The organism is Desulfogranum aggregans (assembly GCF_055398265.1).
This window is the reverse complement of the sequence record NZ_AP042447.1, coordinates 2199306-2225941: the sequence shown is the minus strand read 5'-3', so window position 1 is coordinate 2225941 and position 26636 is coordinate 2199306. Positions and strand designations below refer to the sequence as shown.

The window sequence follows — 26636 nt, the reverse complement described above, 5'->3', positions numbered from 1 at the left end:
GAGCGGTTTATTCTTCCCAGAAGGGAGACATCTCGCGTAGGTTTTTTATGATTGTCGGCATTTTTTCCAGGACAAAATCCACATCTTCTTCCGTGTTGTAGGTCGACAGACTGAAGCGGATTGAACCGTGGGCCGCGGTAAAAGGGACGCCCATGGCGCGCAGGACGTGGGAAGGTTCCAGTGAACCTGAGGTGCATGCGGAGCCCGATGACGCGCAGATATTGAACTGATTCATATGCAGGAGGATCGCCTCCCCCTCTACATATTCAAAACTGATGTTGGTGGTGTTGGGCAAACGCTGCTCCGTATGGCCGTTCAACAGGGAACGTGGAATGCTACTCAGCAGTCCCTTTTCCAATTTGTCGCGGAGGGCGCGCACCCTGGTGTTTTCTTCTGCGATCATCCCCTGGGCAAGTTCGCAGGCCCGACCAAGCCCAATGATGGAAGCCACATTTTCAGTGCCTCCCCTGCGACCGTTCTCCTGATGTCCTCCGTTAAGAAACGGTATAAAGGGCGTTCCTTTTTTTACGTAAAGGACGCCTATGCCTTTGGGGGCATGCAGCTTGTGCCCTGAAAGAGAGAGGAAATTAATCGCCGTGTCCCGGAGATTGAGGGGGATCTTGCCGACCGCCTGGACACCGTCGGTATGAAAAAGAATACCTCGTTCTTTTGCTATCTGCGCCATCTCCTCTACAGGAAAGATGACTCCGGTTTCATTATTGGCCCACATCACGCTGACGATGGCGGTTTCATCGGTGAGGCATTCCTTGTAGGCTTCCATGTCCAGCATGCCGTCGGCATCCACCTTCAGCCAGGTGATGCGGTGCTTGTGGCCGGTGAGATTGTCAAGGTTTTCACACAGGCTTTTTACTGCCGGGTGTTCCACCCGTGTGGTGACGATGTGACGATTCTCGGGATTGATTTGCAGAGCAGAGAGGATCGCTGTTGAATCGCTCTCGGTACCGCAGCTAGTAAATACAATCTCTTCAGGATCGGCGCCTATGAGATCGGCGACAGCCTGGCGGGCATGTTTGACCGGTTGACCGAGCTGGCCGCCAAAGGTGTGCATCGAGGAGGGGTTACCATAGTAGTCGGTGAGAAAGGGCATCATTGCCTCCACTACCTCGGGAGCAATTCGGGTGGTGGCGTTGTTATCCATGTAAACGACATCATCGGGGCTGCACTGCATTATTTCTCCTCCTCTACAATCAGGGTATCAAGTACCTGTTCCCGCAATTTTTTCTCGACATACTCTTTGAGCGTCGTCTGCGATGAATGGCAACCTGAACACGCTCCGCGTAGAGAAACCAGCACAAAATCACCGTCCACGTCAATCAGCTCGATGCTGCCGCCGTCCTTTTTCAGCGTAGGTTTGATTTCCCGCTCCAGCACCTCCTCAATACGTTTGATTTTCTGCAGGGTGGTCATTCTTTTTTTCCCTGCATCCGATTGTTGAGCGACCGGCAAATCCTCAACTGTTTTGAGCAACAGCCCGCGCAGGGTGTCCTCGCATTTTCCGCATCCACCGCCGGCTTTGGTGAAGTTGGTTATTTCCTCCACCGAGCGCAGGTTGTTTTCCTTTACCGCACGGATCACTTCCAGGTCGGTTACGCCGAAACACTCACACACCACCTCTCCTTCGGCCATAGGCAGTATGGCGCCGGTATAGTCGGCGATGGCTGCTTCAAGCGCTTCCCGTCCCATGACTGAACAATGCATTTTTTCTTTGGGCAGTCCTCCAAGGGCCTGAGCAATATCGTCATTACTGATATTTTTTGCCTTGTCGATGGGCATGCCTATGAGCATTTCTGTGAGCACCGAGGAGCTGGCAATGGCCGAGGCACAGCCGAAGGTCTTGAATTTTGCATCGGTGATAATGTTATTCTCGTCGACTTTAATGGTCAATTTCAACGCATCCCCGCACGCCAGGGAGCCAACATTGCCGACACCGTCCGCATTTTCAACCTCTCCGACATTTTTCGGGTGTATGAAATGTTCCTGAACCTTATCCGTATAATCCCACATGATGTAAATCTCTATGTTAGTATTGTTGACAAAAAAACGGTCGGGCAGAGAAGGACAGCCACCTGGATACGGTGGTGAAATCTTCGTTTATTCTATTACCCCGGTAACATTATGGCAGGAGTCCTATTTCGGCAAGCATGGAATGCGCACTTTTTACGAGGGCGGCCGTTTCCTGGGGATTACGTGCTTCCACATAAAATCGTACTTTGGGTTCGGTGCCCGATGGACGAATCATGATCCATGATCCGTCCTCAAAGATCATCTTTCGACCGTCAATATCAATCACCTGAGCAATCCGTTTGGTACGCTCACCAACAACCACTTCACTGTCCTGCCGGTATTTTTTGAGTTGCCCAAGGGTTTCGATGAGTTCATGGCCGCTCTGGCTGACGGTTATACCATCCCTGTCCGGATAATAATGCCCGTAAGTGTCCTCGATGTGGTGAAGGTAGTGCCCCAGGGGCTTGGCAAGGGTAAGCACCATGTCAACAGCCAGAATAAGGCCGATAAACGCATCTTTTTCCGGGGTGTGCCCGATGATGGAGATTCCGTCGGACTCTTCAAAAAAAACAAGGGCGTTGCCCATAACCGGCTTGAACTCCTTAAAGCCAACCCTGGGCTCAAAGGTTTCCTCGGACAGGGCGGATGCGATGGCATTTGCCAGGTTGCTGGTGGCAACCGTTTTCGCAACCATCCCCTGCTTCTTCTTCACTTCGTGGAGAAAATGGTAGGCCATGGCACCGAATTGGTTCATGGATATTTCCGTTTCTCCATCGGTGAATCGAATGCGATCTCCATCAGGATCAATGACAGCGCCAATTTTAAGGGGCGCAGGGTGGCTGCTCAGCGCTGCAAGCACCGGTTGCATGTTGGCTGACGAGGGTTCCGGGGCGATACCGCCGAAGGTGGGGTCGTTCGTATTGCGCAGCAGGACCAGGCGTTCTGGTGGCGGATTGCCGAGCAAACGTTCGATGTAGTCTCTGGATGCGCCATGGACAGAGTCAACACAGATCACCAGATCCTGCCGCTCTGCCAGGTCAGTGAGCAGCTGCCTGTAGGCGATGCCGTGGCGGGGGGTGTTGCGTTCCACCAGGTGCTGCCAGCTGGTCAGTGCGTCTTGCCGGGCAATATTGTCAAGGTCTTCCAACGGAGTCAACAGGTCGGCGTTGTCCGGCAGATAAGGATTGGTGCCTTGCTCGAGGTATTCCCTGGCGGTAGCCGTGATGGTATCTGTCAGAATAGCCGCCGCCGGGCCGGCATCGGCAGCATTGAATTTAAAACCGCCGTACTGCATGGGATTGTGACTAGGCGTCAGGTTGATGGAGAAGGCGGCCCCAAGTTCGAGCACCGCGGCGGAGAGCGCACCGGTTGTTGATTCCCCGGCATAGAACACCTTTATTTTATTGTGCGCGAGTACATTGACCACAGCAAGGGCCAGGAGGTCGCCGCCAAATCGGTTGTCAAAGCCGACAACACAGCCGCGTTCCTGCATGGTGTGAAAATCGATACCATCTAATGCCTCGGCTAGTTCCGGGTGATCGCCGGCTTGGCGGAACAGGTTGAGGATGGCGCAGGTGACAGTGGCTACCGAAGAGACAAAGATGTCTTTGCCAAGGATACCTCGCCATCCTGAAGTGCCGAATTTTACCGGAGTAACCGGTTGCGAGGCATTGCTTACCATCTCTTGCCTCAGCATCGCATAGACCGCATCGATGGCATCCTGCCATATTGCGCTTGATGAGGCGTCTACGGATGCCTGTCGAAGCGTTACCAGTTCGCTGATTGCAGCGAAGTAATCGCTGGCAGCATGGTTTCCTGGGACAATGTGCCGGGCTGTGATTGCAGTCGCATGTGCTTCGTTGGTCATCTGCATACCTCTTGGATTGTGACGTTGAACTGTATTTAATCCGAGTATTTTCATCCTGTTTATGCTATCGAGCAATAAAGTATACTGCTTCACCCTGAGATTGGCAACACGTGGCTGTCCCAGATGGGGCAGGGAGTGATAAGACATTTCACCGCTCCGGGTTGATTCCCCCTGGAGACCGCACTGCGGGGCCGAGTATTGATTATGTTTGGGACTGCCGCTGCAGCAGCGGGCAGGCGGTGGAGTTGCAATACTGAAGTGAGGAAAAAATGGAAACAGGACACGCGAAGGAGCTTATTCTCTGGTTTGATGAAATCGGCATAAATGATGTACCCTTGGTCGGCGGAAAAAACGCCTCTTTGGGAGAAATGTATCAGCACCTGCACAACCAGGGGGTTGCCGTACCCAATGGATATGCCGTTACCGCCTATGCCTATCAACACCTGCTGAAGGATGCCGGGTTGGAAGAGGCTATTCGGGAGGCCCTCCAGGGGCTTGATACGCATGATCTCCACAACCTGCAGGAACGTGGAGCAAAAGTGCGGAAAATTATCCGTAACGCCGCTTTTCCCGATGATTTGCGGGTGGCAATCATTGATGCCTATCGAAAAATGGAAGAACAATATGGCAAGGGGGTGGATGTGGCGGTCCGCTCGTCGGCAACGGCTGAAGACCTGCCGGACGCATCGTTTGCCGGTCAGCAGGATACCTACCTCAATATTCGCGGCCCAGAAGCCTTGATCGATGCCTGCAAGCGCTGCTTTGCCTCACTCTTCACCAATCGGGCCATTTCCTATCGTCATGACAAGGGGTTCAGTCAGTTTGACGTGTATCTTTCCATTGTGGTGCAGAAGATGGTCCGTTCCGATTCTGCCTCCTCAGGAGTGTTGTTCTCCATTGATACGGAGTCCGGATTCGAAGATGCGGTCTTTGTTACCGCTGCCTGGGGACTAGGAGAAAATGTGGTCCAGGGTGCGGTCAGTCCGGATGAATACTATGTGTTCAAACCTACCCTCAAGCAGGGCAAACGGCCTATTGTCGGTAAACGGGTAGGAACCAAGGAAATAAAAATGGTCTATAGTACCGACCCGGATGCAGAAGAGCCGGTGATGAATGTAGAGACAACCGCGGCCGAGAGAGGCGTGTATGTCCTGGGTGACGAGGACATCCTGCGGCTCGCCCGGTGGGCCTGCATTATTGAGGACCATTACGGCAGGCCTATGGATATCGAATGGGCAAAAGACGGTGATGGCGAGACCGTTGGCACCGGTGAACTGTTTATTGTGCAGGCGCGTCCTGAAACCGTCCACTCTCAGGCCAGCAAGAAATCCATGCAAACCTATCTGCTCAAGGAAAAAGGGCAGGTGCTGACCAGTGGCCAGGCGGTTGGGGCCAAAATCGGCAAGGGCGCTACCAGGATTTTACATGATGTAAGCCAGATTCACGATTTTCAGGCTGGAGAGGTCCTGGTGACCGACATGACCGATCCGGACTGGGAGCCGATCATGAAAATTGCCAGTGCTATTGTGACCAACCGTGGCGGACGTACCTGCCATGCGGCTATTATCTCCAGGGAACTGGGTATCCCCTGCGTGATCGGCACTGAGAACGGGACCGAGGTTATTCAAGAGGGACAGGAAATAACCGCCTCTTGCGCCGAGGGAGAAACAGGCTATATCTACGATGGGTTGCTCGACTACACGATTGAAACCTTGGACCTTGACAATATCCCTCCCACCCGGACGAAGGTGATGATGAACGTCGGGCTGCCGGAAAAGGCCTTTGTCGAAGGACAGATCCCCAATGACGGGGTCGGCCTGGCTCGTGAGGAGTTTATCATCAATGCCCATATCGGCATTCATCCGCTGGCCCTGTACAACTATGAGGAACTCTGCGAAGAGGCCAAGGATGATGAGGAAATATGGGATGTCATTGAAGATATTAACTACACAACCTCCGCCTATCCTGAAGATAAACGGCAGTATTTTATTGATAAACTGGCAGAGGGCGTTGGGCGGATAGCAGCAGGATTTTACCCGCGGGATGTTATTGTCCGACTTTCGGATTTTAAATCCAATGAATACGCTAATTTGATCGGCGGGTATCTCTACGAGCCGGAAGAATCCAACCCCATGATCGGGTGGCGCGGCGCCTCACGCTATTACGATGACCGCTACAAGGTAGCGTTTGAGTTGGAGTGCAAGGCGCTGCTCAAGGCAAGAAATGATATGGGGTTTGAAAACATCAAGTTGATGGTACCCTTTTGCAGGACTCCGGAGGAAGGACGACGGGTCATTGAGGTGATGCGCGAATTTGGCCTGGTTCAAGGGGAAAACGGGCTGGAGGTGTATGTGATGTGTGAGATTCCCTCTAATGTGATTTCAGCTGACGCCTTTGCCGATGTTTTTGATGGGTTTTCCATCGGTTCGAATGACTTGACCCAGCTCACCCTTGGTCTGGATAGGGATTCCGACCTGGTCTCCCATATTTATGATGAACGCAATGAAGCCGTGAAAACCATGATAAAAATGGTGATCGAGACCGCCAAAAGAAGAGGGCGGAAGATAGGTATCTGCGGCCAGGGACCGTCTGATTTTCCCGACTTTGCCACTTTTTTGGTTGAGCAGGGAATCGATTCCATCAGTCTGGTCTCTGATACAGTGGTAAAGACCCGGCTTGAAATTGCGAAAAAAGAAAAAGAGATGGGGGTTTCTCCCTGAAAGCCAAGGGACTGTCCGTAACAGTGATGGTACGAGTAATAATGGCCCGGTTGTTACGACCGGGCCATTATTGCATTTGTGCCCTGCTAACCGCTCCCAGCAGGAGGCTGATGCGCTTGGCCCTCTCTGCCTGATGACCAATTGAAGGGTCAGGCTTCGCAGCTTGTTTCCACAACAAATGGAGGCACTAGAGTGCGCTCATTCAGCGGAAAAGCGATCATTCGATTTACATGTCGGCAGCAGGGCCATCCTCTTTATCGAGCAAAACGGCCTCGTCGATCAACATGACCGGGATATCTTCCTTGATAGGATAGAGCAGCTTGCAATTGCGGCATATCAGACCGGTTTGGGTGTTATTTATTTCCACCGGCCCTTTGCATTGGGGGCAGGCCAGGATATCCAGCAGTTCTTTTTTCACCATTGTTCATCATCGGTTCATTCAGTCTTGACTCAGCCCCGGATGTATAGAGCTGGCCCCTCCACACAACGGCATTGTTCAACCGTTGTGTGGAAGACTATACACTTTCTTCCGGGCGAGGCAATATTTTCCCGCAACCTGGTTAGAGATTGGACAACAGTTCAATGGTGTCGGTTATTTCTCTAGGGGTAACGCTTTTTCTCAGTTCCTCCATGACCTTCATCTTTTCCGCAAACCGGATGCCCTCGGCAGCGCTGATCCATTCAAGCTGCAGCCTTTCCGGGCGGATGCCAAGGCGTTCCATTTTTCGGTGGAGCCGATTGATACGCTTTTCGGTCCAGTGGTTGGCGTCAATGTAGTGGCAGTCGCCGATATGGCAGCCGCTGACCAAGACCACTGGTGCTCCGGCTCGAAATCCTTCCCAGATGAATTTTTCATCCACTCTGCCCGAGCACATGACGCGTACCAGGTGGACGTTGGTCGGGTATTGTAACCTGGATACCCCGGCATAGTCAGCCCCGGCATACGAGCACCAATTACAGGCAAAGACCAGAATTTTGCTTTCCGGTTCAGTGGCAAGCATGGCGTCCACTTGGCCGAGGAGCTGCTGGTCAGTGTAATGGTTCATGGAAATGGCGTCAAAATGGCACTCTGCGGCGCAGGTGCCACACCCAGCGCACGCCGCAGAGTTGACCACGGCCGGCTTCTTCAGTTTGACATCCACGCTGATGGCGTTATAAGGACAGACCTCCGCACACTTGCCGCAGGCTTTGCACTGCTCAACAATGATTTCCGAAGTGATCGGTTCGGTGGTGATCTCTCCTTTATGCATCAGGCGAATGGCCCTGACAGCCGCCGCAGAGGCCTGGGTGACGCTCTCCTTGATGTCCTTGGGGCCTTCGGCACACCCGGCGTAGAATATGCCGCGGGTGGCTGCATCCACCGGCTGGAGCTTCGGGTGGGCTTCCAGGTAAAAGCCGTCCGGGGTGAGCTGCAGCCCCATCATCTCCTGTAGACGCTGCGTGCTGGGAGCTGGTTCTATGCCCTGGGCGAGCACCAGCATATCCAGCTCATGATATTCCAGCTTGCCGGTGGCGCTGTTTTCCACTGCAACCCGCATGGATTTGTCGGCATTTTCTTCCAGCGAACCTGGCAGTCCGCGCACAAACTGCACGCCCATCCGACGGCTTCGAGTGTAAAGGTCTTCAAATCCCTTGCCAAAGGCGCGAATATCGATATAGAAGACCTTCACCTCCATATCCGGATAGTGTTCTTTGAGCACCAGGGTGGACTTGATGGTATTCATACAGCAGATATTGGAACAGTACTGAGCCCCTTTTCGCAGTGACCTGGATCCTACACACTGGATGAATCCCACCGATTTTGGCCGTTTTCTGTCCGTCGGCCGGATAAGTGCCCCTTGGGACGGTCCCCCGGCATTGACCAGACGTTCGAATTCCAGACTGGTCAGGACATTTTCAAAACGTGTGTAGCCGTACTCATCCAGTTCGGTAGGGTCATACGGGGTGAGGCCGGTGGCAACGATGATGGAGCCCACATGTTCGGTGATCTCTTCATCCGACATGTGAAAATCAATGCATTTTTTGGCGCATGCATCAACGCACTTGGAACAGACCGCCGGATTGTGCCCGAGGCATTCGTTGATGTTTATAAGATAGGATGAGGGGACGGCCTGAGGGAAGGGGCTGTAAATAGCCTTTCGTGAGGCCAGTCCCACATTGAATTCATCCGGACGAACCACCGGGCACACCTCGGCGCAGTCCCCGCAGGCCGTACAGGCGCTTTCATCCACATACTTGGCTTTTTTGACGATTTTGACATCAAAGTTGCCGACATATCCCTTCACGTCCACGACCTCGCTCAAGGTCAGGAGTGTAATTCGTGGATGCCGACCGGCATCCGTCATCTTCGGACCGAGTATTCAGATCGAGCAGTCCATGGTGGGAAAGGTTTTGTCCAGCCGAGCCATCATGCCGCCTATGGAGGGTTCCTTTTCCACCAGGACCACCTCGTAGCCACTGTCGGCTAAGTCAAGAGCGGCCTGGATGCCGGCAATACCTCCTCCGATCACCAGGGTCTTCTTGATCAGCGGCAAGGTTTCCTCGGTCAACGGGTCAAGGTGGCGAGCCCTGGAAATAGCCATGTCCACCAGGGTTTCCGCCTTGCGGGTGGCATGGTCCATGTCATTCATGTGGACCCAGGAACACTGCTCCCGAAGATTGGCCATTTCCATCATGTAGGGGTTAAGACCGGCCGACTGGACCATCTGTTTGAAGGTGGGCTCGTGCAGACGGGGCGAGCAGGAGGCGATTACTACCCGGTCCAGCTGGTTGTCGATGATGTCCTGCTTTATTTCCTGTTGGCCCGGTTCAGAGCAGGCGTAAGTGATGTCCTTGGAAAGGATGACGTCGTCAGCTGCAGCCGCGCGTGCCGCTACCTGTGGACAGTTAACCGATTGCGCAATATTGAGCCCGCAGTGGCAGACATAGACGCCGATCCGGGGGCTGTTGTGCTCACCTGGCGTTGCTTGTTGGAAATTGGTTGGGGTCATGTGTGTTCTCCACTCCTTTGGTTACTTCCAGCGTATGCTCTGGGCAAGGACGCTGGTAAGGTCTTGCATTTCAATGGTAAGATCGTTGAGTCGCAGCGGGTCTTCCATGGCGCATTTAAGGTGAATCTGGCATTTGGGGCAGGCGGTGACCAGCAGATCGGCACCGGTAGCCTGTACCTGTTCAAGCCTTTTCACCTGCATCGCCTTACTATAGGCATCGCATCCGGTCCAGGCGCTGTTGCCGCAGCACATGGCGGCTTTCCCTGAATCTGAGACCTCGGTAAATGTTGCAGAGCCGAGTCGCTCCAGCAACAGGCGCGGGAGTTCCGGCCGGTTTTCCAGCCGGGTGAGGCGACAGGAATCCTGGAAGGTAAAGTGTTTGCTTAACGGCTGAAAACTCACAGCCGATCGATCGATCTCTTTTTCCAGGTAATCGTAGAGGTGGACAACCTGGAAGTTGAGCTCCAGCCCATGCTGTGGATAAGTGGTATGAAATGTCGTGTAACATTCAGGGCAGGAAGTGATCAGGGTTTCAATACCGAGCCCGTTGAGTCTTTCCACGTTCAGGCGGGCGATGCGATCAAAATACTCCCGATCGCCGGACCACAGCAGGTCGTGTCCGCAGCAGCGTTCATCCTCAAGCAGACGGGGGCGTACATCGAAAAAATTCAGCAGCCTGATGGCGTCAAACAGGATCTTCTCTGTTTGCACATCCAGGTGTTTGTTGAAAAAGATGTCATAATAAGGCGCACATCCACCGTAAAAAAGGGTTTTGCTCTGCTGGTCAACCTGCAGTTCCCCGGGAAGCTGTCGCCACCGCCTGGGTGAGAGGTCAGGTGAAGCCATGGAACGCATCAAAGCGTGAAGGAATCCACCATGGGTCTCCTCTCCGTGCTGCTTTTCCTGTGTGTAAAGAGCACGCAGTTCTTGAATAAAGGCAGGAAAGTTGACCGCCGAAGGGCATCGTTCATGGCATAATCCGCAGGTCAGGCAGGACCATACATTTTCCCGCACTGTCGGGTCGTTGAGGTTGCCGGCGGTGACGGCATTGGCAATGCCGCGGGCGGAAAAAGGCTTGCCGATCAGTGCCAGTGGACAGGCCGATGAGCATTTTCCACAGTCCTGGCAGGCATGAATGTCATGCTTGGCAGCCAGCTCCTGCAGGCGGGGCGCGGCTATGAGTGGTAACGGTCGGTTGCGTTCGGCCCGTGCTCCGTTGGCCGGAAGAATGCCGGTATGCCCTTTTTGCTGCAGATCCTGGTGAAAGGTAGAGAGAAAGTTGAGCAGCTTGTCGGATTCGTCGGGAAGAAAGGAGGCAAAGCGAAGCCGGTCACTGCCAAGTCCCATCAGGTCGAGGATCCTGACCGTATCTGCAGTGTTGCGCTGCGCAGTTGCCGTTCCGGTGCCGTATCTGCAGGTACCCGGATCGCAACCGAGGAGAGCCACTCCGTCAGCGCCCATGGCAAAGGCCTTGAGCAGGAGCGCGCGATCAATTCTGCCGGTACATGGAATGCGCACCATGTGCACTTCATCGGGTATGGTGCGCTGCTCATCCTGCAAGGTCTGATAGGCGGCGTGGGCGCCCCAGTTGCAGAGAAACAGGATGATCTTGATGGGAGAAGACGTCTTACTGTGCATGTTCATGAATGTCCTGGTTGCTTAAGATTTCCTCAAGAGTCTGCTCAAGGTATTCTCGGCTGCGGTAGGGGCTGTCGGCAGCCCCGGTCGGGCAAACGGAAATACAGTTGCCGCACCCCTTGCATATCGCCTCGTCAACGGTTGCATGCCACCCACCCGTCTGCTGAGGATGAAAGGTGACGGCATGGTAGGGGCACACTGCGGTGCATCTGCCGCACCCCCGGCAAAGTTTTTGATCGACGACCACCGTGAACCCTTTACTTTGCCTCGGGCCTCGCGGTAATGCCGCAGCCGCCATAATGGCTGCAGCCGCCCCTTTTTTCAACTTGGAGACGTTGATGCCGGAGGGTTCGGCAAGGAAAAGGCCGGGAACAGAAGTGGCACACGGATAGGCAAAGGGGATGCCCGAAACCTTTTTTTCCTGAATTAACGGTTCAACCCGGCAGGTCGGTAGACCTTCCTGGTGGGTATAGGGGAGGGCGCGGCGAGCTTTTTCACCGAGAATAACCGTTCCGGCCCTGACGACCTGGCGTCCCTCTGCCGATTCGACCAGGAGCTGAAAATCACCGATGGTGCCACTGAGGGCCTGCACGTCCCAACCGGTAAAGCTGTGAATATTCGGGTGCGGGGAAGGCTCTTGCAGCGGCTGCTTACTGGTACCGAAGCGAAAAACATCGTGCCCTGTTTCGGCCAGGTACATGGCACTGGTGAGGGTTGCTTCCGAATGGCCAATCACTGCGGCGGTAAAATTATAGTTGCGGTCCACTGCCGGCAGTGGTTTGAGAATTTTTGCTCGCTCTATGGATCGCTGCAGCAGCCCCTGAAATCGTTCGATGGCCAGGAGCGGATTGTTGCCGACTAAGCGGAGAATTTCTCCTCGCAGGTTGGAGGTCTCAACCATGGACCGGCTGATGCCAGTGCCGTGAAACAGGCCATCTTTGAGGCGGCTGCGCTGATCGGTGCAGGAACTGCAGACAAAATTGAGCGGGCAGCAGACGCAGGAAGCGAGCACAATCCTGGTCAGGCCTTTTTCTCTGGTGGTTTTGATGATGGCATCAATACCCTCGGGGACGCAGGCAGCGGGCAATTCTTCTGTGTGGACGATGGTTGCGTCGGTGGCTTGGAGTTGATTGAGGTATCCGCTCATGTTGTCCAGCCAGCCAAGGGAATCGTTGCAGCGACAGGCAAAGACGCCGAGGCGTAATTCGGGGGCGAGACCGGCATCAGGGGCAGCAGCGGCCAGTCCATATCCCTTGGTCTTTTTCCCATTACCTTTTTCCAACAAGAGCATTGCCTTGCCTGCCGCAGCAAAGCCGCGTACCGTCATATCGCTCACATCGGAACGGGCGGCTTTGGGACCATATGCGCGAATGACATCTTCTCCTTTGACATTGGGCGCCATGGAGGGATCGGCAACTATCACCACTCCGCCCTGTTCTTTTATCTCCTGTTTCTCCTGCCGATGATTAATGGCCTGCAAGGCCCCGCATGCCTCGGCACACTGGAAACATTCAGAACAGGAGCCACACTGGAGACAGCGCTGCGCTTCTTGTACCGCCTGTTCTTCGTTCAGCCCCAGAGCCACTTCGGCAAAGCAGATACTTCGCTCTGCGGCGGCCCTTTCGGCCATGGGTTGCCGGTTGCGGCGGGGTATATCGTCTGGGATGATGGTGAGTGGTTTTTCCTGTGGGCGAATAGTCTGCGGGCGGGGGGGCTTGCCGCTGAACGCAGCATGAATAGCGTCTGCGGCGCGCTTGCCCGAGGCCATGGCATGAACTACAGAGGAGGGACCGGAAACAGCATCGCCGACAGCGTATACGCCCTGGCAGGAAGTCTGCTGCATGGAATCGGCAGCTATAAAACCACGATCCGTGATAGTGCATGGAAGGCTATCGCATTGGGGATCGAACCCTCCCACCTGTCCGACTGCAACAATCGCGTGCTCAAATTCCAGGGTGAAGGGGTCCGCGGTCTCATCTATGACCGGCCAGGCAACGCCGTTTGCATCTGTATTACCAGGGACGGTTTTTCGGCACGCAAGTGACTGGAGCTTGTTGTCCTCGCCTAAAAAGGCCGTAACCTGGGTGCGATCAATGATATTTACCCCTTCTTCGCACGCCTCACGAACCTCATCGCTGTCAGCTGGTATCTGGTCAACGGGAAACCAGGAAATAAGAGTTACCTGTGCACCCATCCGGGTAAGGGTTCGTGCCAGGTCAAAGGCGGAATTGCCGTCGCCAATAACCGCCACCTGGTGGGACAGGTTTTCCCGATTGCGGACCGCCTGGCTGCCAAGAAATGCCAGGCATCCTTCGACGCCCTCCATTTCCTCGCCCGGAACCCCCAGTGTGCGATCGAACCAGGTGCCCGTGCCCAGGATAACCGCCTGGTAGTGCTCCTGCATTCCTGCAAGTTCCCGTTCTATGTCGATAGGTTGGTCGGTAGCAAATTCAACGCCCAGGGCTTGGATGTAGGCTATTTCCCTCTCTATGACCGGTTCTGGGAGCCGGTGGGCACCGATGCCATAACGGAGCATGCCGCCAGGTTTGGATTCCTTTTCAAAAACCGTGACCCTGTATCCGTGGCCGGCCAGGTCGGCAGCTGCAGCCAGGCCGGCAGGACCTGAGCCTATAACAGCAACCCGCTCCTCCCGTTTGGCAGTGGGCGGACCTGCAAGGGGTGAACCCGCCTGCTGGCCTTCCCCTTCGACGTAGTCAGCGACAAAACGTTTGATGGAACGTATGGAAACTGCCTGGTCGAAGTCTCCTCTACGGCAGGCATCCTCGCAGGGGTGGGTGCATATTCGACCGCAGATGCCGGGCAGCACGTTGCGTTCACGAATGAGATTGAGTGCTTCCCGGTATTTGCCTTGGGCTGCCAGGGTTATGTACCCTTGGGCGTTGACTCCCAGAGGGCAATTCGTCTGGCACAGGGGCTGTTGACGCTTATCGATGAAGGGGCGCCCCGGCAGGCTGACTCGCGAGTGAAAGGTGATGGGGCGGCATCCTTCACTGGTGGTTACCTGACAGGCGTCGGCGCATTTACCGCACAGGGTACATGTTTCCGGGTCGACAAAAGTCTGCTCCTGGGTAACACCCACACTGAACCCCTGGGGGGTGTGTTTGATGGAGTGGATGGTTGCCGGAAGAATGCTGCGTATGGCGCTGTTGCGCATAATTCGAATCAATCCGGGGCGGTAGGCATAGTTGTAGCGCAGGCCTGATTGAAGGCGGAAGGCGTCGCCTGCCAGTTTCTGGTCAATATCCGGCTCGTTATCAATCAGGGTGACCGCAACCCCGAGCTCTCCCAGCTTGTTGGCGGCCGCTATACCTTCAGGGGTTGCGCCAATAACGATAACTCTTTGTAGACGTTCTTTTTCTCGTGTCATTATGCAATGGCTCCTGTCTTTCCGGCGGCCTTTCTTGTCTTGCCTTTCAGTGTGGAGAGGCCGTAATCATACCCCTTGGTAAAGGCTTCAATATTTTTTTCCTCCGTACCTTTGGGCACTGAGGAGGCAATCATCTTTTCGGCAGCGGCGATGGACACCAGGCCGGTAATGGCAGTGGTAAAGCCAAGCATGATAATATTCGCCATCATTTTATTACCGAGCTTCTCCGCCATCCTGGTCGAGCTGATGGCGTAACTGGCGCACGGTGCGTCAACGGTTGGGACCAGATCCTGGTCGGTCAGCAAGGTGCTCTCAGCTGATAGCTGGCTTGAAAATTTATCATAGCCAGCCTGGGACATGGCGATAAGGATGTCCGGATGCTGGACATAGGGGTAGTGAATGGGAATATCGGAAATAATCACCTGTGCATTACAGGCACCACCCCTGGATTCTGGACCATATGCCTGAACAAGGGTGCTTTCCTTCTGGTCACCGAGTGAAGCGGCCATCCCCAGGATTTTACCGGCAAGGATAATCCCCTGGCCACCGAATCCGGTGACAATAATCTCCTGTTGCCGGGTGGTCTTGTCGTGTGCGTTGCTCATATTTCTCCGTCTGCAGGGCATGTAAGGTGGAATAACGTTCAGTCGTCAACACAGGAGCGGTTGCAGGCAGCCGCATACATATCGTCGCAGGTACTTCGGTCCGTATCAACAAAGGTGCCGAGGATGACTCCCTTGCTGAAATCAATATCTGCATCAACCGGATTGGCCCCATTTTTAATGATGGTCTTTTCCTGGTAGAGCTTCAGGGTGTCGAGAGACTTTTCTTTGTTTCTGCGACCGTAGTTAATCGGACAAGGGGAAAGTACTTCGATGAAAGAAAAACCTTTCTTGTCAATGGCCGCGTTGATGGCATCGGTGAGGTCACGGGTATGGAGAATGGTCCACCGGGCAACATAACTCGCACCTGAGGCAAAGGCCATGAGGGGCAGGTTGAACGGTGCGTCAGGGTTACCGAACGGAGTGGTTGTGGTATTGGCGTTATTGGGAGTGGTCGCAGCCACCTGGCCACCGGTCATACCATAGGTGAGGTTATTGACGCAGATGACCGTCATATCCATATTACGCCGTGCCGCATGGATGAAGTGGTTACCGCCAATGGCAAACAGGTCGCCGTCGCCGCTGAAGACGATCACTTTCAGGTCCGGATTGGCCATCTTGATGCCGCTGGCAAAAGGGATGGCTCGACCATGGGTGGTATGAAAGGAGTCAAGCTTGACATAACCAGCGCCCCTGGCCGAACAGCCGATACCGGAAACCATGGTAAAACGGTTATAAGGTATGCCGGTAGCCTTGATCGCCGTGAGGCAAGAGGAGAAGACCGTCCCGATACCGCACCCGGAGCACCATATGTGCGGGATGCGGTCGGTGCGAATGAGATCGTCAAGGGGATGGACCGGCTGTTTTTTGTATTTTTTAGGATTTTTGGTCATGGTTCAGAATGCCTCCTTGATCAGGCTGATAACCTTGTCCGGATGGATGATCTTTCCACCAGCACTGCCGACAAGATACGCTGGAGCCTTGCCGCCGGCACAGCGCTCGACTTCGTAGTGGACCTGACCCAGGTTGATCTCTACGGTGATAAGTCCTCGCACGCGTTCGGCGATATCCCTGATGAGCTGCTCAGGAAACGGCCAGACCGTCACCAGTTGCAGCAGGCCTGCTTTATATCCGAGTTCTCTTGCCTGGTCGACGGCTGTCAGGCCGGTACGGACGGAAACTCCATAGGAAACGATAACAATTTCTGCGTCGTCGAGACGGTAGGATTCGGTTGCAATAATATCGTCGAGATTGTTGCGAATTTTTCCCTTAAGGGTCGCCATCATCCGTTCCTGGGCCTCCACATCCATTGCAGGATAACCTCGTTCATCGTGGGTGAGACCGGTTACATGTACATTGTAGCCGTCACCGATGGATGGCATGGGGGCTACACCGTTAGCTCCGGGCTGGTAGAGCTTGAAGCGATCCTTTCTTCCCTTTGGTTTCGGCCGGTCAACCAGTTTGATGGCTGAGGCTTCGGGGATGACGACTTTTTCACTCATGTGGCCGACGATTTCGTCCGCCATGACCAGTACCGGAACCCGATAGGCTTCGCTGAGGTTAAAGGCGCGAATGGTGTGGTAGAAACAATCCTGGGGCGAAGTGGGAGCGAGGGCGATGATTTCATAGTCCCCGTGGGAACCCCACCTGGCCTGCATCATGTCCCCCTGGCCGGTGAGTGTCGGCAGCCCGGTGGACGGTCCGGTTCGCTGCACATTGACGATCACACACGGAGTTTCCGTGCAGACACCGAGACCGAGGTTTTCCATCATCAGGCTGAAACCCGGACCTGAAGTAGCGGTCATGCTTTTTGCACCTGTCCAGGCGGCGCCGAGAATGGAAGCCATTGCCGCTATCTCGTCCTCCATCTGGATAAATGTGCCGCCGATATCGGGTAATCGTTCTGCCATATGTTCGGCTATTTCCGTTGCCGGCGTTATGGGGTAAGCGCCAAAAAAGGTGCATCCGGCGGCAATGGCGCCCTCGGCGCAGGCTACGTCGCCTGTGATGTAGTGTTCTCCTGTTCGAACTGCTGGCTTCATAATCAATTTCCGGGATATCTGGGGTTGGATAAGGGCGTAGTCCGCGAGCCATGCCGGTTGGCGTTACTGTGAGGCCTGAGTTTCGGGGGCCTCCTCTGAGAAGATCGCAAACTCCGGACAGATGATTTCGCAGTAGTGGCAATTGACACAGTCATCAGGCTTGATTGTCATGGGTGGGTGGTAGCCTTTTTTGTTAAACTTGTCGGCAAAAGCGAGAATTTCTTTGGGGCAGAATTCTATGCAGTACCCGCATCCCTTACATCGATCCTCGATGATGTGGACAATACCCTTGGTTGGTTGGATTTCTTGAGCATCAAGCGGCTCACGCCAGAATGCCATGCTGACTCCCTGGTGATGGTGATGAGTGAGGTAAACCGCTCTGTACCTTCTGTGGTACAGACGGGCGTCGTCTGTCTTCTCTTTGATTTGTTCCGACGATTATCGTGCAAGGCCTTGGTGGCAAAACGGGCAGTGTAGAGCCTTGCCTGATGCATGTCGGCGGAAGTGAGGGAGAGATTATCCTGACCATGATCAGGACGACGCAAAAATAAACCCTACAAGGCAAGCAAGTGTCAAGTGGTATTTTTTCTGGCCAGGAAGTTTTGCGAGACAGCGGCAATGTTTATGCGGCGGTGTCTCTGTTTTTGTCGGGACCGGCGGTTTTGTGGGGCCTGGCGTGCTCTTTCTGGGTGAATTGTGGCTGTATTTCATTGTAATTGTTTATTTTTGTTGTGTATTTTCCGGCACCTGTCCGTTCGCTGATCGCGATCTCCGCTAAGGGCAGGGAGCAGGGTTGATGGGCTCTTGCAACGCGCTGGGAAGAGAAAAAAGAGGAAGCAGTGGTTGCCAGTGGAAAAGGGACCGTGCAAATAGAATGAGGACTCATTCACTATTAATGCATAATATGTTGAAATGTATACAAGTAAACCGTATTGAAAGAAATTGATATTTTTGTTAAGTAGAACTGAGTCAAATTGGTCTGTTGTTTGGACTGGCCTGTCGCCGCATCTTTTCTCCGGGGGTGAGCGGAGCAGGGCTGCATCGCGGCAGGAAGGATGACAACAATACCTTCTGATGGCGAGGAGGATATTTCACTGTTTCAGGAAGAGAATCAAAATGACATTGCAAATCAAGGAAGGGACTCTTTCAAAGGAGTCGATCAAGCAACTGAATGAACTGAGTGGAGAAAATGTAAAACTCTGTATGCAGTGTGCCACTTGCACCGGTATGTGCCCCATGACTGAGGAAATGGAGTACAGCCCCCGGAAAGTAATGCATATGGCGCAGTTTGGGCTGCAGTCCAAACTGGAAGCGATCAACACGTACTGGAAGTGTGCGTCCTGTCATGCATGTACCGTCAAGTGCCCGAGGGGGATTGATATTGCCAAAGTCATGGAAGCTTTGCGACAACTGACATTGCGTACAAACACAAACTACATTGAACCTTCAAAGATGCCGGCAGAGCAGATCGCGGAACTGCCGCAGATCGCAATGGTTGCAGGGTTCAGAAAATTGACCAGTTAGGGAGAGCGATGAAAATCAGTTATTATCCCGGGTGTACCTTGAAAACCAAAGCCGCCAACCTGGAAAAGGCTGCGGTTGCTTCTCTGGAAGCACTCGGTATCGAAGTGGAAGAGATTGAAAGGTGGAACTGCTGTGGTGCGGTGTACTCTCTGACCGCCGATGACCTCATTCATCACGTCGGGCCGGTGCGTAATCTGATTCGGGCAAAGGAGATGGGTGCCGATACCCTCGTGACCCTCTGCTCCATGTGCTACAACACGCTCGCACGCGCTAATCAGCTGATGAAAAATGATCCGGAAAAACGAGAAACCATCAATCGTTTCATGGATGATGAAATTGACTATTCTGGAGAGGTGGAAGTTGTCCATTATCTCTCCTTATTGCAGGACCAGGTCGGATGGGATGCCATCAGGGAGAAGGTGAAAGTTCCGTTGACCGATCTGCAGGTTGGGACCTATTACGGCTGCACCCTCCAGCGTCCGGCTGAAGTTGGAATTGAGCCCTACGGCAGTTTTACCCAGATGACCGGGTTGATGGAGGCGCTGGGGGCGACGGTGGTACCATTTAATGCAGCTGACAAGTGCTGTGGCTCGTATCAGGTGCTCGGTAATGCACCTGGGGAAAACACAGCTGCCGCCGCAGTGCTCAACATAGCCGGTGATGCTGGAATCGAAGCGTTGGCAACGAGCTGTCCCCTGTGCGAATATAACCTGGGTAAACAGCAGCAGTTGATGGTGGACAACCAGGCGATTACCAAGACGGTGCCGACCTTTTATTTCACCCAGTTGCTTGCCGTAGCGCTGGGCATTGACCCTGAGACCTGCCGGTTTGAGCTCAACGATGTTCAGAGTCTGGAACTGTTACAAAACAAGAACTACCTGGCTGCAGCTTGATCGGGCCCGGAGTTGAAGCATACTTCGTGAGTGAATGGAGATAAACCATGTGTGATACAAGTACCAAAACGCCGAATTTTGCAACAGGGGATAGAGCGATTTTACCTGAAGGTGCCCGTACCATCCCCATCTTTGTCATGGGAAAAAAGTATGAAGTGCCCGAGACCCTTACCATTATGAAGGCGATGGAGTTCGCCGGATTCCGCTTCCTGCGTGGTGCAGGATGCAGAGGCGGTATCTGCGGGGCGTGCCCGACCGTCTACCGAATGGCCGGCGACTATAAGCTCCACTTCGGACTGGCCTGTCAGACGGTTGTTGAGCCCAACATGTACCTGGCCCAGATCCCTTTTTTCCCCGCAAACAGGGCTGAATATAACATTGATGAGATGGAAGGGCTTGCCGACGCCATTCATGCCCTCTATCCTGAACTGTTTCGCTGCGTGGCCTGTAATCTCTGTACCAAGGCATGCCCCATGGATGTCGACGTACTCGGCTATATTTCCGCTCTCAAGCAGGGCAACATTGAAAAGGCGGCCCGCATGTCTTTTGACTGTATCCAGTGTGGGTTGTGTGCAAGTCGGTGTATGGGGGAAATCCCGCAGTACCACATTGCACAGCTGGCGCGCCGTGTCTTTGCCCGCTATATCCAGCCGCAGGCGGAGCACCTTAAAAACAGAGCCGCTGAAATCGAATCCGGTAAGTATGACCAGATGCTCGATGAGTTGAGTGCAATGAGCAAAGATGACTTGGAGGCCAACTACGTTGCTCGTGAACGTGAACCCGATATGGCCGAGCCGGGAACCTGGATGCCTCAGGACACCCAGTACCTCTAAGAGATAAAACGAATCGATTATCCTGTTTGTAAGGAGAATATCATGGGATATACACCCGAATTAAAAGAACTGATCAAAAGAGTTGAGGCTACCCGCCCGGAGCGTGTGGCTATGGCCCGTCGTAATGAGCACTACCCCGCTCTTACCATGGATGAACGACGCGAGGTGCTGTCCAAGTTTCATCCCGATTACCAGGAAGATGCTAAGCGCACTGTCCTGGTCGGCCCCAATAAGGGCGACGTGTTCCAGGAAGGCGTTGCCGCACTGCTGGAATCCCGGTCTGTTGTTCGTCCCGATAAGGTTAATTTAGCCAACGTCGACATGGAAACTGATGTCTTGGTCATCGGTGGTGGCGGCGCCGGTACCTCGGCGGCTATCATGGCGGCTGATGCCGGCTGCAAGGTCATTATCGCCAACAAGCTGCGTCACGGCGACTCCAACACCATCATGGCCGAAGGTGGAATCCAGGCGGCGACCCAGGAAGCTGATTCACCCTATTACCATTTTCTCGATACCATCGGCGGTGGTCACTTTACCAACCAGCGCGACCTGGTAGCTGCCCTTGCCAAGGATGCACCCCTTTCCATCGCCTGGCTTGAGAAACTGGGTATGATGTTCAACAAGTATGAAGATGGTCGTACCGTTGTCCGTCACTGCGGCGGTTCTTCCCGCAAGCGTCTCCAGTCCGCCGGCGATATGACCGGAGCGGAGATCATGCGGGTTGTCCGCGATGAAGCCCGCAACCGCGGCGACATGATTTCCGTTATCGAGTTTAACCCGGCAGTCGAATTGCTGCTGGACTCCGAAGGCAAATGTGCCGGTGCGATCCTGTTCAACATGGAAACCCATGAGTTCACCATTATTAAGGCCAAGGCGGTCATTATGGCAACCGGTGGATTCGGACGGCTGCATATTAAAGGTTTCGCCACCACCAACCATTATGGCGCAACCATGGACGGCGTTGTTATGGCCTATCGTGCAGGGGTTGCCAACAAGTCCCTGCATTCCACCCAGTACCATCCCACCGGCGTCAGCTATCCCGAGCAGAATGTCGGGCTGCTGATTACGGAAAAGGTTCGCGGTCTTGGTGCCCATGTGTTGAACGTGGACGGTGAACAGTTCTGCTTCCCGCTTGAGCCTCGTGATGTGGAGTCTGCCGAACTTATCCAGGAAGCAATGGCCAAGGGCAAAGGTATTATGACCCCGACCGGTCGTGTCGGTCTGTGGCTTGACTCTCCCATGATCGAAGAGCTGCATGGCCCGGGAACGGTCAAGAAGGAGCTGCCTGCCAAGTTCATTCAGTTTGAGCGTCACGGCATTGATATCTCCAAAGAACCAATGCTGGTGTACCCGACCCTGCACTATCAAAATGGCGGAATCTGTGTGAATGGTAACACCAACACCACCCTGCCGGGACTGTTTGGTGCCGGTGAGGTGATCGGCGGCGTACACGGTGAAAACCGACTGATGGGCAACAGCCTGCAGGATATCATCACCTTTGGCCGCCGTGCCGGTGTCCATGCTGCTGAATATATCAACGGTGGCGTGGACGTGAAAGATCTCTCCCTGGACCATGTAGTCAAGTTTGAACAGGATCTGGCAGAAGCCGGTATTGAGAAGCCGAAAGTGGCACCGATTATCCTGCCCGATTATTCAACCGACGAGGTGGCAGCCAATCGGTGGGCAGAAGCGCTGACCGAGGGCAGACCTGGAGTATAATTCCTGGGTTTGTCCGAGCTTATCTTGTTTTTTAGAGGTCGTCATGCCACGGTGTGACGACCTTTTTTTACAGGTAGGGGAAGGAACGATACTGCCAGGTTGGAAGTGGTTGAACGTTCCTCCGGGCAGAGCAGGTAGTTTTTTTCATGGAGAAGGGGGCGACAATCCCGGTTTTATCCCCGGTTTTTCATGATCGATTTTTTGGTTCCTCTTGTCGGTGCCGCGGTCAGCGGGTCTTCCGGCCACCAGTGTTTCGGGTATCGTCCCTTGAGTTCTTTTTTGACTTCCGGATAACTTCGCTGCCAAAATCCAGCCAGGTCGCTGGTCACCTGTATGGGCCGCTGCGCCGGAGAGAGGAGGTGAAGGAGCACCGGCACCTTGCCCCCGCATACCGTGGGGGTAGCTGCGAGGCCGAACATTTCCTGGAGGCGGACGGCCAGTATCGGCGGCTCGCCTTCCTGGTAACGCAGCCGTATACGCGAACCGCTGGGCACGGTAATGGTAGAAGGTGCCAGTTGTTCCAGAAGCTGCTGCTTTTTCCAGTCGAGTTGGGAGGATAAAATCTCGGCCAGGTTCAGTTGACGCAGCTTTTCCACTGTATTTATTCCTAGCACGTGGGGCTCAAGCCAGGAGAGATCCCTCTCAAGTCGATTATCGCTGATATCTGGCCAGCCTGCCTGTGGCTGCCATTGGCGCAGGCTGTTGACTCTGAGCTGGAGCTGGCGCGCCGGGCGGTCCCAGGGCAGACAGTTCAATCCCTGCTGACGTATGCCGGTTAACAGCGCCTGGGTAATCAGCGCGGGGGCAACGCTGGTGGCAGGGTGTTCTTCCACCACAATAGCTCCCAGCGACTGTCGGTCAACGGCGATCACCCTTGCTCGCTGAGTGTCCCATTCTACAACCGTCGATTGGCTGAACAGGTGAGGGTGACTGGCGAGCAACGTGGCAAGTTGTACCGGTGCGGCGAGAAAGATTTTCCCCTGTCTGCAGCCTGCATCCAACCGACAGGCGAGCAGGAACTCGTTGGCAGCCAGCGGGTCAAGAGGGGATAGCCTGGCTGCTCGCCCTGAAGCCAGGAGAAAGGTACCTTGCTCCTGGGAGCGGCGATGGGCAATGCGGTCAGGGTAGGCATAGGCGAGCAGGGTCCCAACCGCCGCTTTCCCGCCCTTGTCGATAGGGGCGCCAATGCGCTTGAGCCAAGCGCGAGCTATGGTGTCCACTCGACTGCACGCTCGAGGGTCAGCGCCTCGATTTTTTAGACCAGTCGATTTTTTCTTTCGCCACTCTTCCAGGAGTGCGAGCCGTGACAGGATGTCAGCATCTTTTGGGCCGGAGCGGGTGCGTACGATATCCCTTTCCGACAGGAGGGCTGCCAAATCACAGGCCAGCGCAGCATGTCCTATCCGTTTTCCCTGGAGCACCATATTGCCCAGCCGAGGGTGCATGGCCAGAGTAGCCATCTGTTTTCCTGCAGGGGTAATTCGGCCACCCCGATCAAGTGCACCCAGTTGCTCGAGCAAGGTTCGGGCCTGCTGAAAGGCTCCTTCAGGAGGCGGGGATAGCCACTGCAGTTGAACGGGGTCGGCAACTCCCCAGAGGGCCAGTTCAAGCGCAAATTGGGCCAGATCCGCTTCCCGGATCTCCGGTGGGTGAAAGGGCGGGAGATTGTATTGTTCCTCTCCGGCCCAGAGGCGAAGACAGGCCCCTGGACTCGTCCTGCCGGCTCTGCCGGCACGCTGATCGGCAACAGCGCGAGAGACGCGAACGGTGGTCAACCGAGTCAGTCCACTTGCAGGGTGGAATTGCGGGCGCCGTGACCAGCCGGAATCAACCACACAATGGATGCCTTCAATGGTAAGGCTGGTTTCCGCAATGGAGGTGGCCAAGATGATTCGTCTTCGCCCGTCCGGGGCCGTGGTCAGTGCCCGATCCTGATCAGCAAGGGGGAGATTCCCGTGCAACGGCACAATGGAGCATGCTTCCAGAGCAGGATGCTGAGCCAGCCGCTCTCCAACAGCGCGAATCTCTCCGGTGCCGGGCAGAAAGACCAGCACGTCACCTGTGTGTTCCTTGCAGACCTTTTGAATCCCCGTGGTGACGGTGGTTACCAGGTCTCCTGTCTGTTTTCGTTCCAGATAGGCGATAGAAACCGGGTGGCTCCTGCCCTTGGCGGTTATGATCGGCACTCCTCCGAGCAGCTCGGCAATGGGCCTGGTATCCAGGGTGGCAGACATTACCAGTAACCGCAGATCTTCGCGTAATTGACGCAGGTCCAAACACAGAGCAAGAGCAAGGTCCGCATGAAGCGATCGTTCGTGGAATTCGTCAAAAATAATCAGCCCGATATCCTGAAGCGCGCTGTCTTCCTGGATGCGCCTGGTCAGGATGCCTTCGGTGACCACTTCGACTCGGGTTGCAGTACTCACCCTGCGGTCAAAACGGACCTGGTAGCCGATGGTTTGTCCGACTTTTTCTCCGAGCAGAGAGGCCATCCTGGCGGCAGCAGCACGGGTGGCCAGGCGTCTCGGTTCGAGCATGAGTATTTTTTTTCCCTGGAGCCAGGGGGCGTTAAGCAGGGTCAGGGGGACGATCGTGGTTTTTCCTGAGCCGGGAGGCGCCGCCAAGACCGCTGAGCCGGCTTCAAGCGCGGTGTGCAGTTCAGGGATAGCGGCATGGATAGGTAGCTGTGGCAAACGCATGGGGGTGTTGAAGAACGGGATGGAAAAGAAGGCTTACTCTCCTGTGCTAGCGTTGAAGAGATAGCATACTCTACACCATACATCAATGAGAGGCACGGAGAACTGGCTTTCCCTGCTTGTTGTCGACAGCTGCTGGGGTGGTCTTTGCTATTCTCCCGTATTACCAGTGACCTCGCATCCGTACCGTGCTTGAACCTCCTCTGCAGGAAAGACTGTATAATGCGTCTGATGAACACCGTTTGTGGACGTTCAGGACGGATTTTGTCGTGTAATATTTTGTTATTGCACGATATACTTTGTTTACCAAACCGCATGGGGCAGCAAGCCGTCAACATACCCCGAACGATTCTTTTCATTGCTTTTCTGGCGTCTTTTTCCAGCGTTCTTATCTTCACCTTATGGATACATTGAGAGGTATATCGTAGACCAACCACAAGGAGCAGCCATACATGCTGGGAAAATCTGTGGATGCGGGAATATGGTTGTTTCGCGATATCTGCAGCCTGCAGCTCATCGTATGGATATCGATTTTGTTGAGGCAGGCCGCACGAAAAGCAAAGAAGGCGGAAAGCGGAGGAAGACGAATGGCAAATACGACAAAGCACTATTTCAAGGGGCATCTGATCACGGTGGTTGCCCTCTTCGGTCTCCTGGTGATTGGAGCCGCGAGTGTCTCGGCAGAAAAGAAGACGGGAGCTGAGGGGAAGGTTCCTTCGGAACAAACAGCGCTGGCCATGTTTGCCGGCGGCTGTTTCTGGTGTATGGAAAAGCCTTTTGAGCAGCTCGATGGAGTCGTGTCTGTGGTTTCAGGGTATTCCGGAGGAGCGAACGAGAATCCCACTTATAAAAACTATGAACACAATGGCCATCGGGAGGTGGTGCAGGTAACCTATCGACCGGAAAAAATAGGGTATCAACGGCTTCTTGATACCTATTGGCGTCAGGTAGATCCCACAGATGCCGGTGGGCAATTCGTTGACCGCGGGCATGGGTACACCACTGCAATTTATTATTACGATGAGAACCAGCGAGAGCTCGCCGAGGCATCCAAGCGGGAGTTGGAAATGAGTGGTCGGTTCAACCGGTCGCTGGTGACCCCGATAATCCAGGCCGGACCGTTTTATCCGGCAGAAGCGTATCATCAGGATTATTATAAAGAGAATCCGATCCGGTATAAGTTTTACCGCTCTCGTTCCGGTCGGGATGATTTTCTCAATAAGGTGTGGAGCAAGGAACCTATGAAAACGGTAAGCAAGGCAGACCTTCAAGAAAAGTTGACTCCTCTGCAATTCAGGGTTACCCAGGAAGACGGTACAGAGCCTGCATTCAATAACGAGTACTGGGACAATAAACAACCCGGAATTTATGTGGACATTGTTTCCGGCGAACCGCTGTTCAGTTCAACGGATAAGTTTGCATCCGGAACCGGATGGCCAAGTTTTACCCGCCCACTGAATCAGGAAAACATCGTCGAAAAACAGGATCGAAGCTTTTTTATGGTACGCACCGAGGTGCGCAGTAAAAACGGTGACTCTCACCTCGGCCATGTCTTTGAGGATGGGCCTCCGCCCACAGGACTTCGCTACTGCATTAACTCCGCATCGCTGCGGTTCATTCCTGCCGCTGATCTGGAAAAAGAAGGGTATGGTGAATATGTGACACTGTTCGAGTAACGGTTGCCTGCAGTATTGCGCTG

The 26636-nt window shown here is 54.3% G+C and carries 18 protein-coding genes; 6 read left to right on the top strand and 12 right to left on the bottom strand.

Translation table 11 applies throughout. The annotated features are described in order from the left end of the window. Positions 1-7: 7 nt before the first annotated feature. From nifS to ACZ52Z_RS09930, 3 genes are all read right to left on the bottom strand, one after another. A complete protein-coding gene (nifS, locus tag ACZ52Z_RS09940) occupies positions 8-1189 on the bottom strand; it encodes a cysteine desulfurase NifS (RefSeq protein ID WP_464270582.1) in 1182 nt (393 codons plus the stop codon). Continuing rightward, entirely contained in the window at positions 1189-2025 is an 837-nt protein-coding gene (nifU, locus tag ACZ52Z_RS09935; RefSeq protein ID WP_464270581.1) for a Fe-S cluster assembly protein NifU, read from the bottom strand. The genes nifS and nifU overlap by 1 nt, the downstream gene beginning before the upstream one ends. Positions 2026-2134: 109 nt before the next feature. Continuing rightward, complete coding sequence (locus ACZ52Z_RS09930; protein ID WP_464270580.1) at positions 2135-3892, bottom strand: phosphohexomutase domain-containing protein; 1758 nt, start codon at positions 3890-3892, stop codon at positions 2135-2137. A gap of 269 nt (positions 3893-4161) precedes the next feature. Between ACZ52Z_RS09930 and ppsA the strand changes: the two genes are divergently transcribed. Continuing rightward, entirely contained in the window at positions 4162-6612 is a 2451-nt protein-coding gene (ppsA, locus tag ACZ52Z_RS09925) for a phosphoenolpyruvate synthase (protein ID WP_464270579.1), read from the top strand. A 226-nt stretch (positions 6613-6838) separates the two neighbouring features. Here the strand turns inward: ppsA and ACZ52Z_RS09920 are convergent, their stop codons facing one another. From ACZ52Z_RS09920 to ACZ52Z_RS09885, 8 genes are all read right to left on the bottom strand, one after another. Continuing rightward, positions 6839-7033: a Trm112 family protein gene (locus tag ACZ52Z_RS09920; RefSeq protein ID WP_464270578.1), complete on the bottom strand. Its 195-nt coding sequence runs from the start codon at positions 7031-7033 to the stop codon at positions 6839-6841. A gap of 139 nt (positions 7034-7172) precedes the next feature. Continuing rightward, positions 7173-9602, bottom strand: coding sequence for a CoB-CoM heterodisulfide reductase HdrA2 (gene hdrA2, locus ACZ52Z_RS09915; protein WP_464270577.1), 2430 nt, complete (start codon positions 9600-9602; stop codon positions 7173-7175). 21 nt (positions 9603-9623) lie between these two features. After that, on the bottom strand, positions 9624-11240 hold the full coding sequence (locus tag ACZ52Z_RS09910) for a hydrogenase iron-sulfur subunit (RefSeq protein ID WP_464270576.1): 1617 nt from the start codon (positions 11238-11240) through the stop codon (positions 9624-9626). After that, positions 11230-14628 (bottom strand): FAD-dependent oxidoreductase, encoded by a 3399-nt coding sequence (locus tag ACZ52Z_RS09905; protein ID WP_464270575.1) that lies wholly within the window; start codon positions 14626-14628, stop codon positions 11230-11232. Before ACZ52Z_RS09905 ends, ACZ52Z_RS09910 begins: the two co-directional genes overlap by 11 nt. Beyond that, the gene (locus ACZ52Z_RS09900) at positions 14628-15233 is read right to left on the bottom strand and encodes a 2-oxoacid:acceptor oxidoreductase family protein (protein WP_464270574.1); all 606 of its coding nucleotides are present in this window, start codon (positions 15231-15233) and stop codon (positions 14628-14630) included. The genes ACZ52Z_RS09905 and ACZ52Z_RS09900 overlap by 1 nt, the downstream gene beginning before the upstream one ends. A gap of 38 nt (positions 15234-15271) precedes the next feature. Continuing rightward, positions 15272-16123: a thiamine pyrophosphate-dependent enzyme gene (locus ACZ52Z_RS09895; RefSeq protein ID WP_464270573.1), complete on the bottom strand. Its 852-nt coding sequence runs from the start codon at positions 16121-16123 to the stop codon at positions 15272-15274. Positions 16124-16126: 3 nt separating this feature from the next. Continuing rightward, entirely contained in the window at positions 16127-17272 is a 1146-nt protein-coding gene (locus tag ACZ52Z_RS09890) for a 2-oxoacid:acceptor oxidoreductase subunit alpha (RefSeq protein ID WP_464270572.1), read from the bottom strand. A gap of 63 nt (positions 17273-17335) precedes the next feature. After that, positions 17336-17611: a 4Fe-4S dicluster domain-containing protein gene (locus ACZ52Z_RS09885; RefSeq protein WP_464270571.1), complete on the bottom strand. Its 276-nt coding sequence runs from the start codon at positions 17609-17611 to the stop codon at positions 17336-17338. A gap of 777 nt (positions 17612-18388) precedes the next feature. Between ACZ52Z_RS09885 and ACZ52Z_RS09880 the strand changes: the two genes are divergently transcribed. The 4 genes from ACZ52Z_RS09880 to ACZ52Z_RS09865 are packed head-to-tail and all read left to right on the top strand — an operon-like array spanning position 18389 to position 22241. After that, the gene (locus ACZ52Z_RS09880) at positions 18389-18796 is read left to right on the top strand and encodes a 4Fe-4S dicluster domain-containing protein (protein WP_464270570.1); all 408 of its coding nucleotides are present in this window, start codon (positions 18389-18391) and stop codon (positions 18794-18796) included. A gap of 8 nt (positions 18797-18804) precedes the next feature. Continuing rightward, positions 18805-19689: a CoB--CoM heterodisulfide reductase iron-sulfur subunit B family protein gene (locus ACZ52Z_RS09875; protein ID WP_464270569.1), complete on the top strand. Its 885-nt coding sequence runs from the start codon at positions 18805-18807 to the stop codon at positions 19687-19689. Positions 19690-19736: 47 nt separating this feature from the next. Next, a complete protein-coding gene (locus ACZ52Z_RS09870) occupies positions 19737-20522 on the top strand; it encodes a 4Fe-4S dicluster domain-containing protein (protein WP_464270568.1) in 786 nt (261 codons plus the stop codon). Positions 20523-20564: 42 nt separating this feature from the next. Next, positions 20565-22241 carry an FAD-binding protein gene (locus ACZ52Z_RS09865; protein ID WP_464270567.1) on the top strand — a complete coding sequence of 559 codons (1677 nt, stop codon included), beginning with the start codon at positions 20565-20567 and terminating at the stop codon, positions 22239-22241. Positions 22242-22414: 173 nt separating this feature from the next. Here ACZ52Z_RS09865 and hrpB read toward each other — a convergent pair whose 3' ends face one another. Beyond that, entirely contained in the window at positions 22415-24940 is a 2526-nt protein-coding gene (gene hrpB, locus ACZ52Z_RS09860) for an ATP-dependent helicase HrpB (protein WP_464270566.1), read from the bottom strand. 449 nt (positions 24941-25389) lie between these two features. On the opposite strand from hrpB, the gene msrB reads away from it, so the two are divergent. Then, positions 25390-26613 carry a peptide-methionine (R)-S-oxide reductase MsrB gene (msrB, locus tag ACZ52Z_RS09855; RefSeq protein ID WP_464270565.1) on the top strand — a complete coding sequence of 408 codons (1224 nt, stop codon included), beginning with the start codon at positions 25390-25392 and terminating at the stop codon, positions 26611-26613. The last annotated feature ends 23 nt before the right edge of the window (positions 26614-26636 follow it).

Excerpts from the sequence above, each read along its gene's own strand:
- ACZ52Z_RS09910 (WP_464270576.1), bottom strand. The coding sequence starts at position 11,240 with ATGCACAGTAAGACGTCTTCTCCCATCAAGATCATCCTGTTTCTCTGC.
- ACZ52Z_RS09890 (WP_464270572.1), bottom strand. The coding sequence starts at position 17,272 with ATGAAGCCAGCAGTTCGAACAGGAGAACACTACATCACAGGCGACGTA.
- ACZ52Z_RS09885 (WP_464270571.1), bottom strand. The coding sequence starts at position 17,611 with ATGGCATTCTGGCGTGAGCCGCTTGATGCTCAAGAAATCCAACCAACC.
- ACZ52Z_RS09900 (WP_464270574.1), bottom strand. The coding sequence starts at position 15,233 with ATGAGCAACGCACACGACAAGACCACCCGGCAACAGGAGATTATTGTC.
- ACZ52Z_RS09895 (WP_464270573.1), bottom strand. The coding sequence starts at position 16,123 with ATGACCAAAAATCCTAAAAAATACAAAAAACAGCCGGTCCATCCCCTT.
- nifU (WP_464270581.1), bottom strand. The coding sequence starts at position 2,025 with ATGTGGGATTATACGGATAAGGTTCAGGAACATTTCATACACCCGAAA.
- ACZ52Z_RS09865 (WP_464270567.1), top strand. The coding sequence starts at position 20,565 with ATGGGATATACACCCGAATTAAAAGAACTGATCAAAAGAGTTGAGGCT.
- hrpB (WP_464270566.1), bottom strand. The coding sequence starts at position 24,940 with ATGCGTTTGCCACAGCTACCTATCCATGCCGCTATCCCTGAACTGCAC.
- ACZ52Z_RS09870 (WP_464270568.1), top strand. The coding sequence starts at position 19,737 with ATGTGTGATACAAGTACCAAAACGCCGAATTTTGCAACAGGGGATAGA.
- nifS (WP_464270582.1), bottom strand. The coding sequence starts at position 1,189 with ATGCAGTGCAGCCCCGATGATGTCGTTTACATGGATAACAACGCCACC.
- msrB (WP_464270565.1), top strand. The coding sequence starts at position 25,390 with ATGCTGGGAAAATCTGTGGATGCGGGAATATGGTTGTTTCGCGATATC.
- ACZ52Z_RS09905 (WP_464270575.1), bottom strand. The coding sequence starts at position 14,628 with ATGACACGAGAAAAAGAACGTCTACAAAGAGTTATCGTTATTGGCGCA.
- ACZ52Z_RS09875 (WP_464270569.1), top strand. The coding sequence starts at position 18,805 with ATGAAAATCAGTTATTATCCCGGGTGTACCTTGAAAACCAAAGCCGCC.
- ACZ52Z_RS09930 (WP_464270580.1), bottom strand. The coding sequence starts at position 3,892 with ATGACCAACGAAGCACATGCGACTGCAATCACAGCCCGGCACATTGTC.
- ppsA (WP_464270579.1), top strand. The coding sequence starts at position 4,162 with ATGGAAACAGGACACGCGAAGGAGCTTATTCTCTGGTTTGATGAAATC.
- ACZ52Z_RS09880 (WP_464270570.1), top strand. The coding sequence starts at position 18,389 with ATGACATTGCAAATCAAGGAAGGGACTCTTTCAAAGGAGTCGATCAAG.
- ACZ52Z_RS09920 (WP_464270578.1), bottom strand. The coding sequence starts at position 7,033 with ATGGTGAAAAAAGAACTGCTGGATATCCTGGCCTGCCCCCAATGCAAA.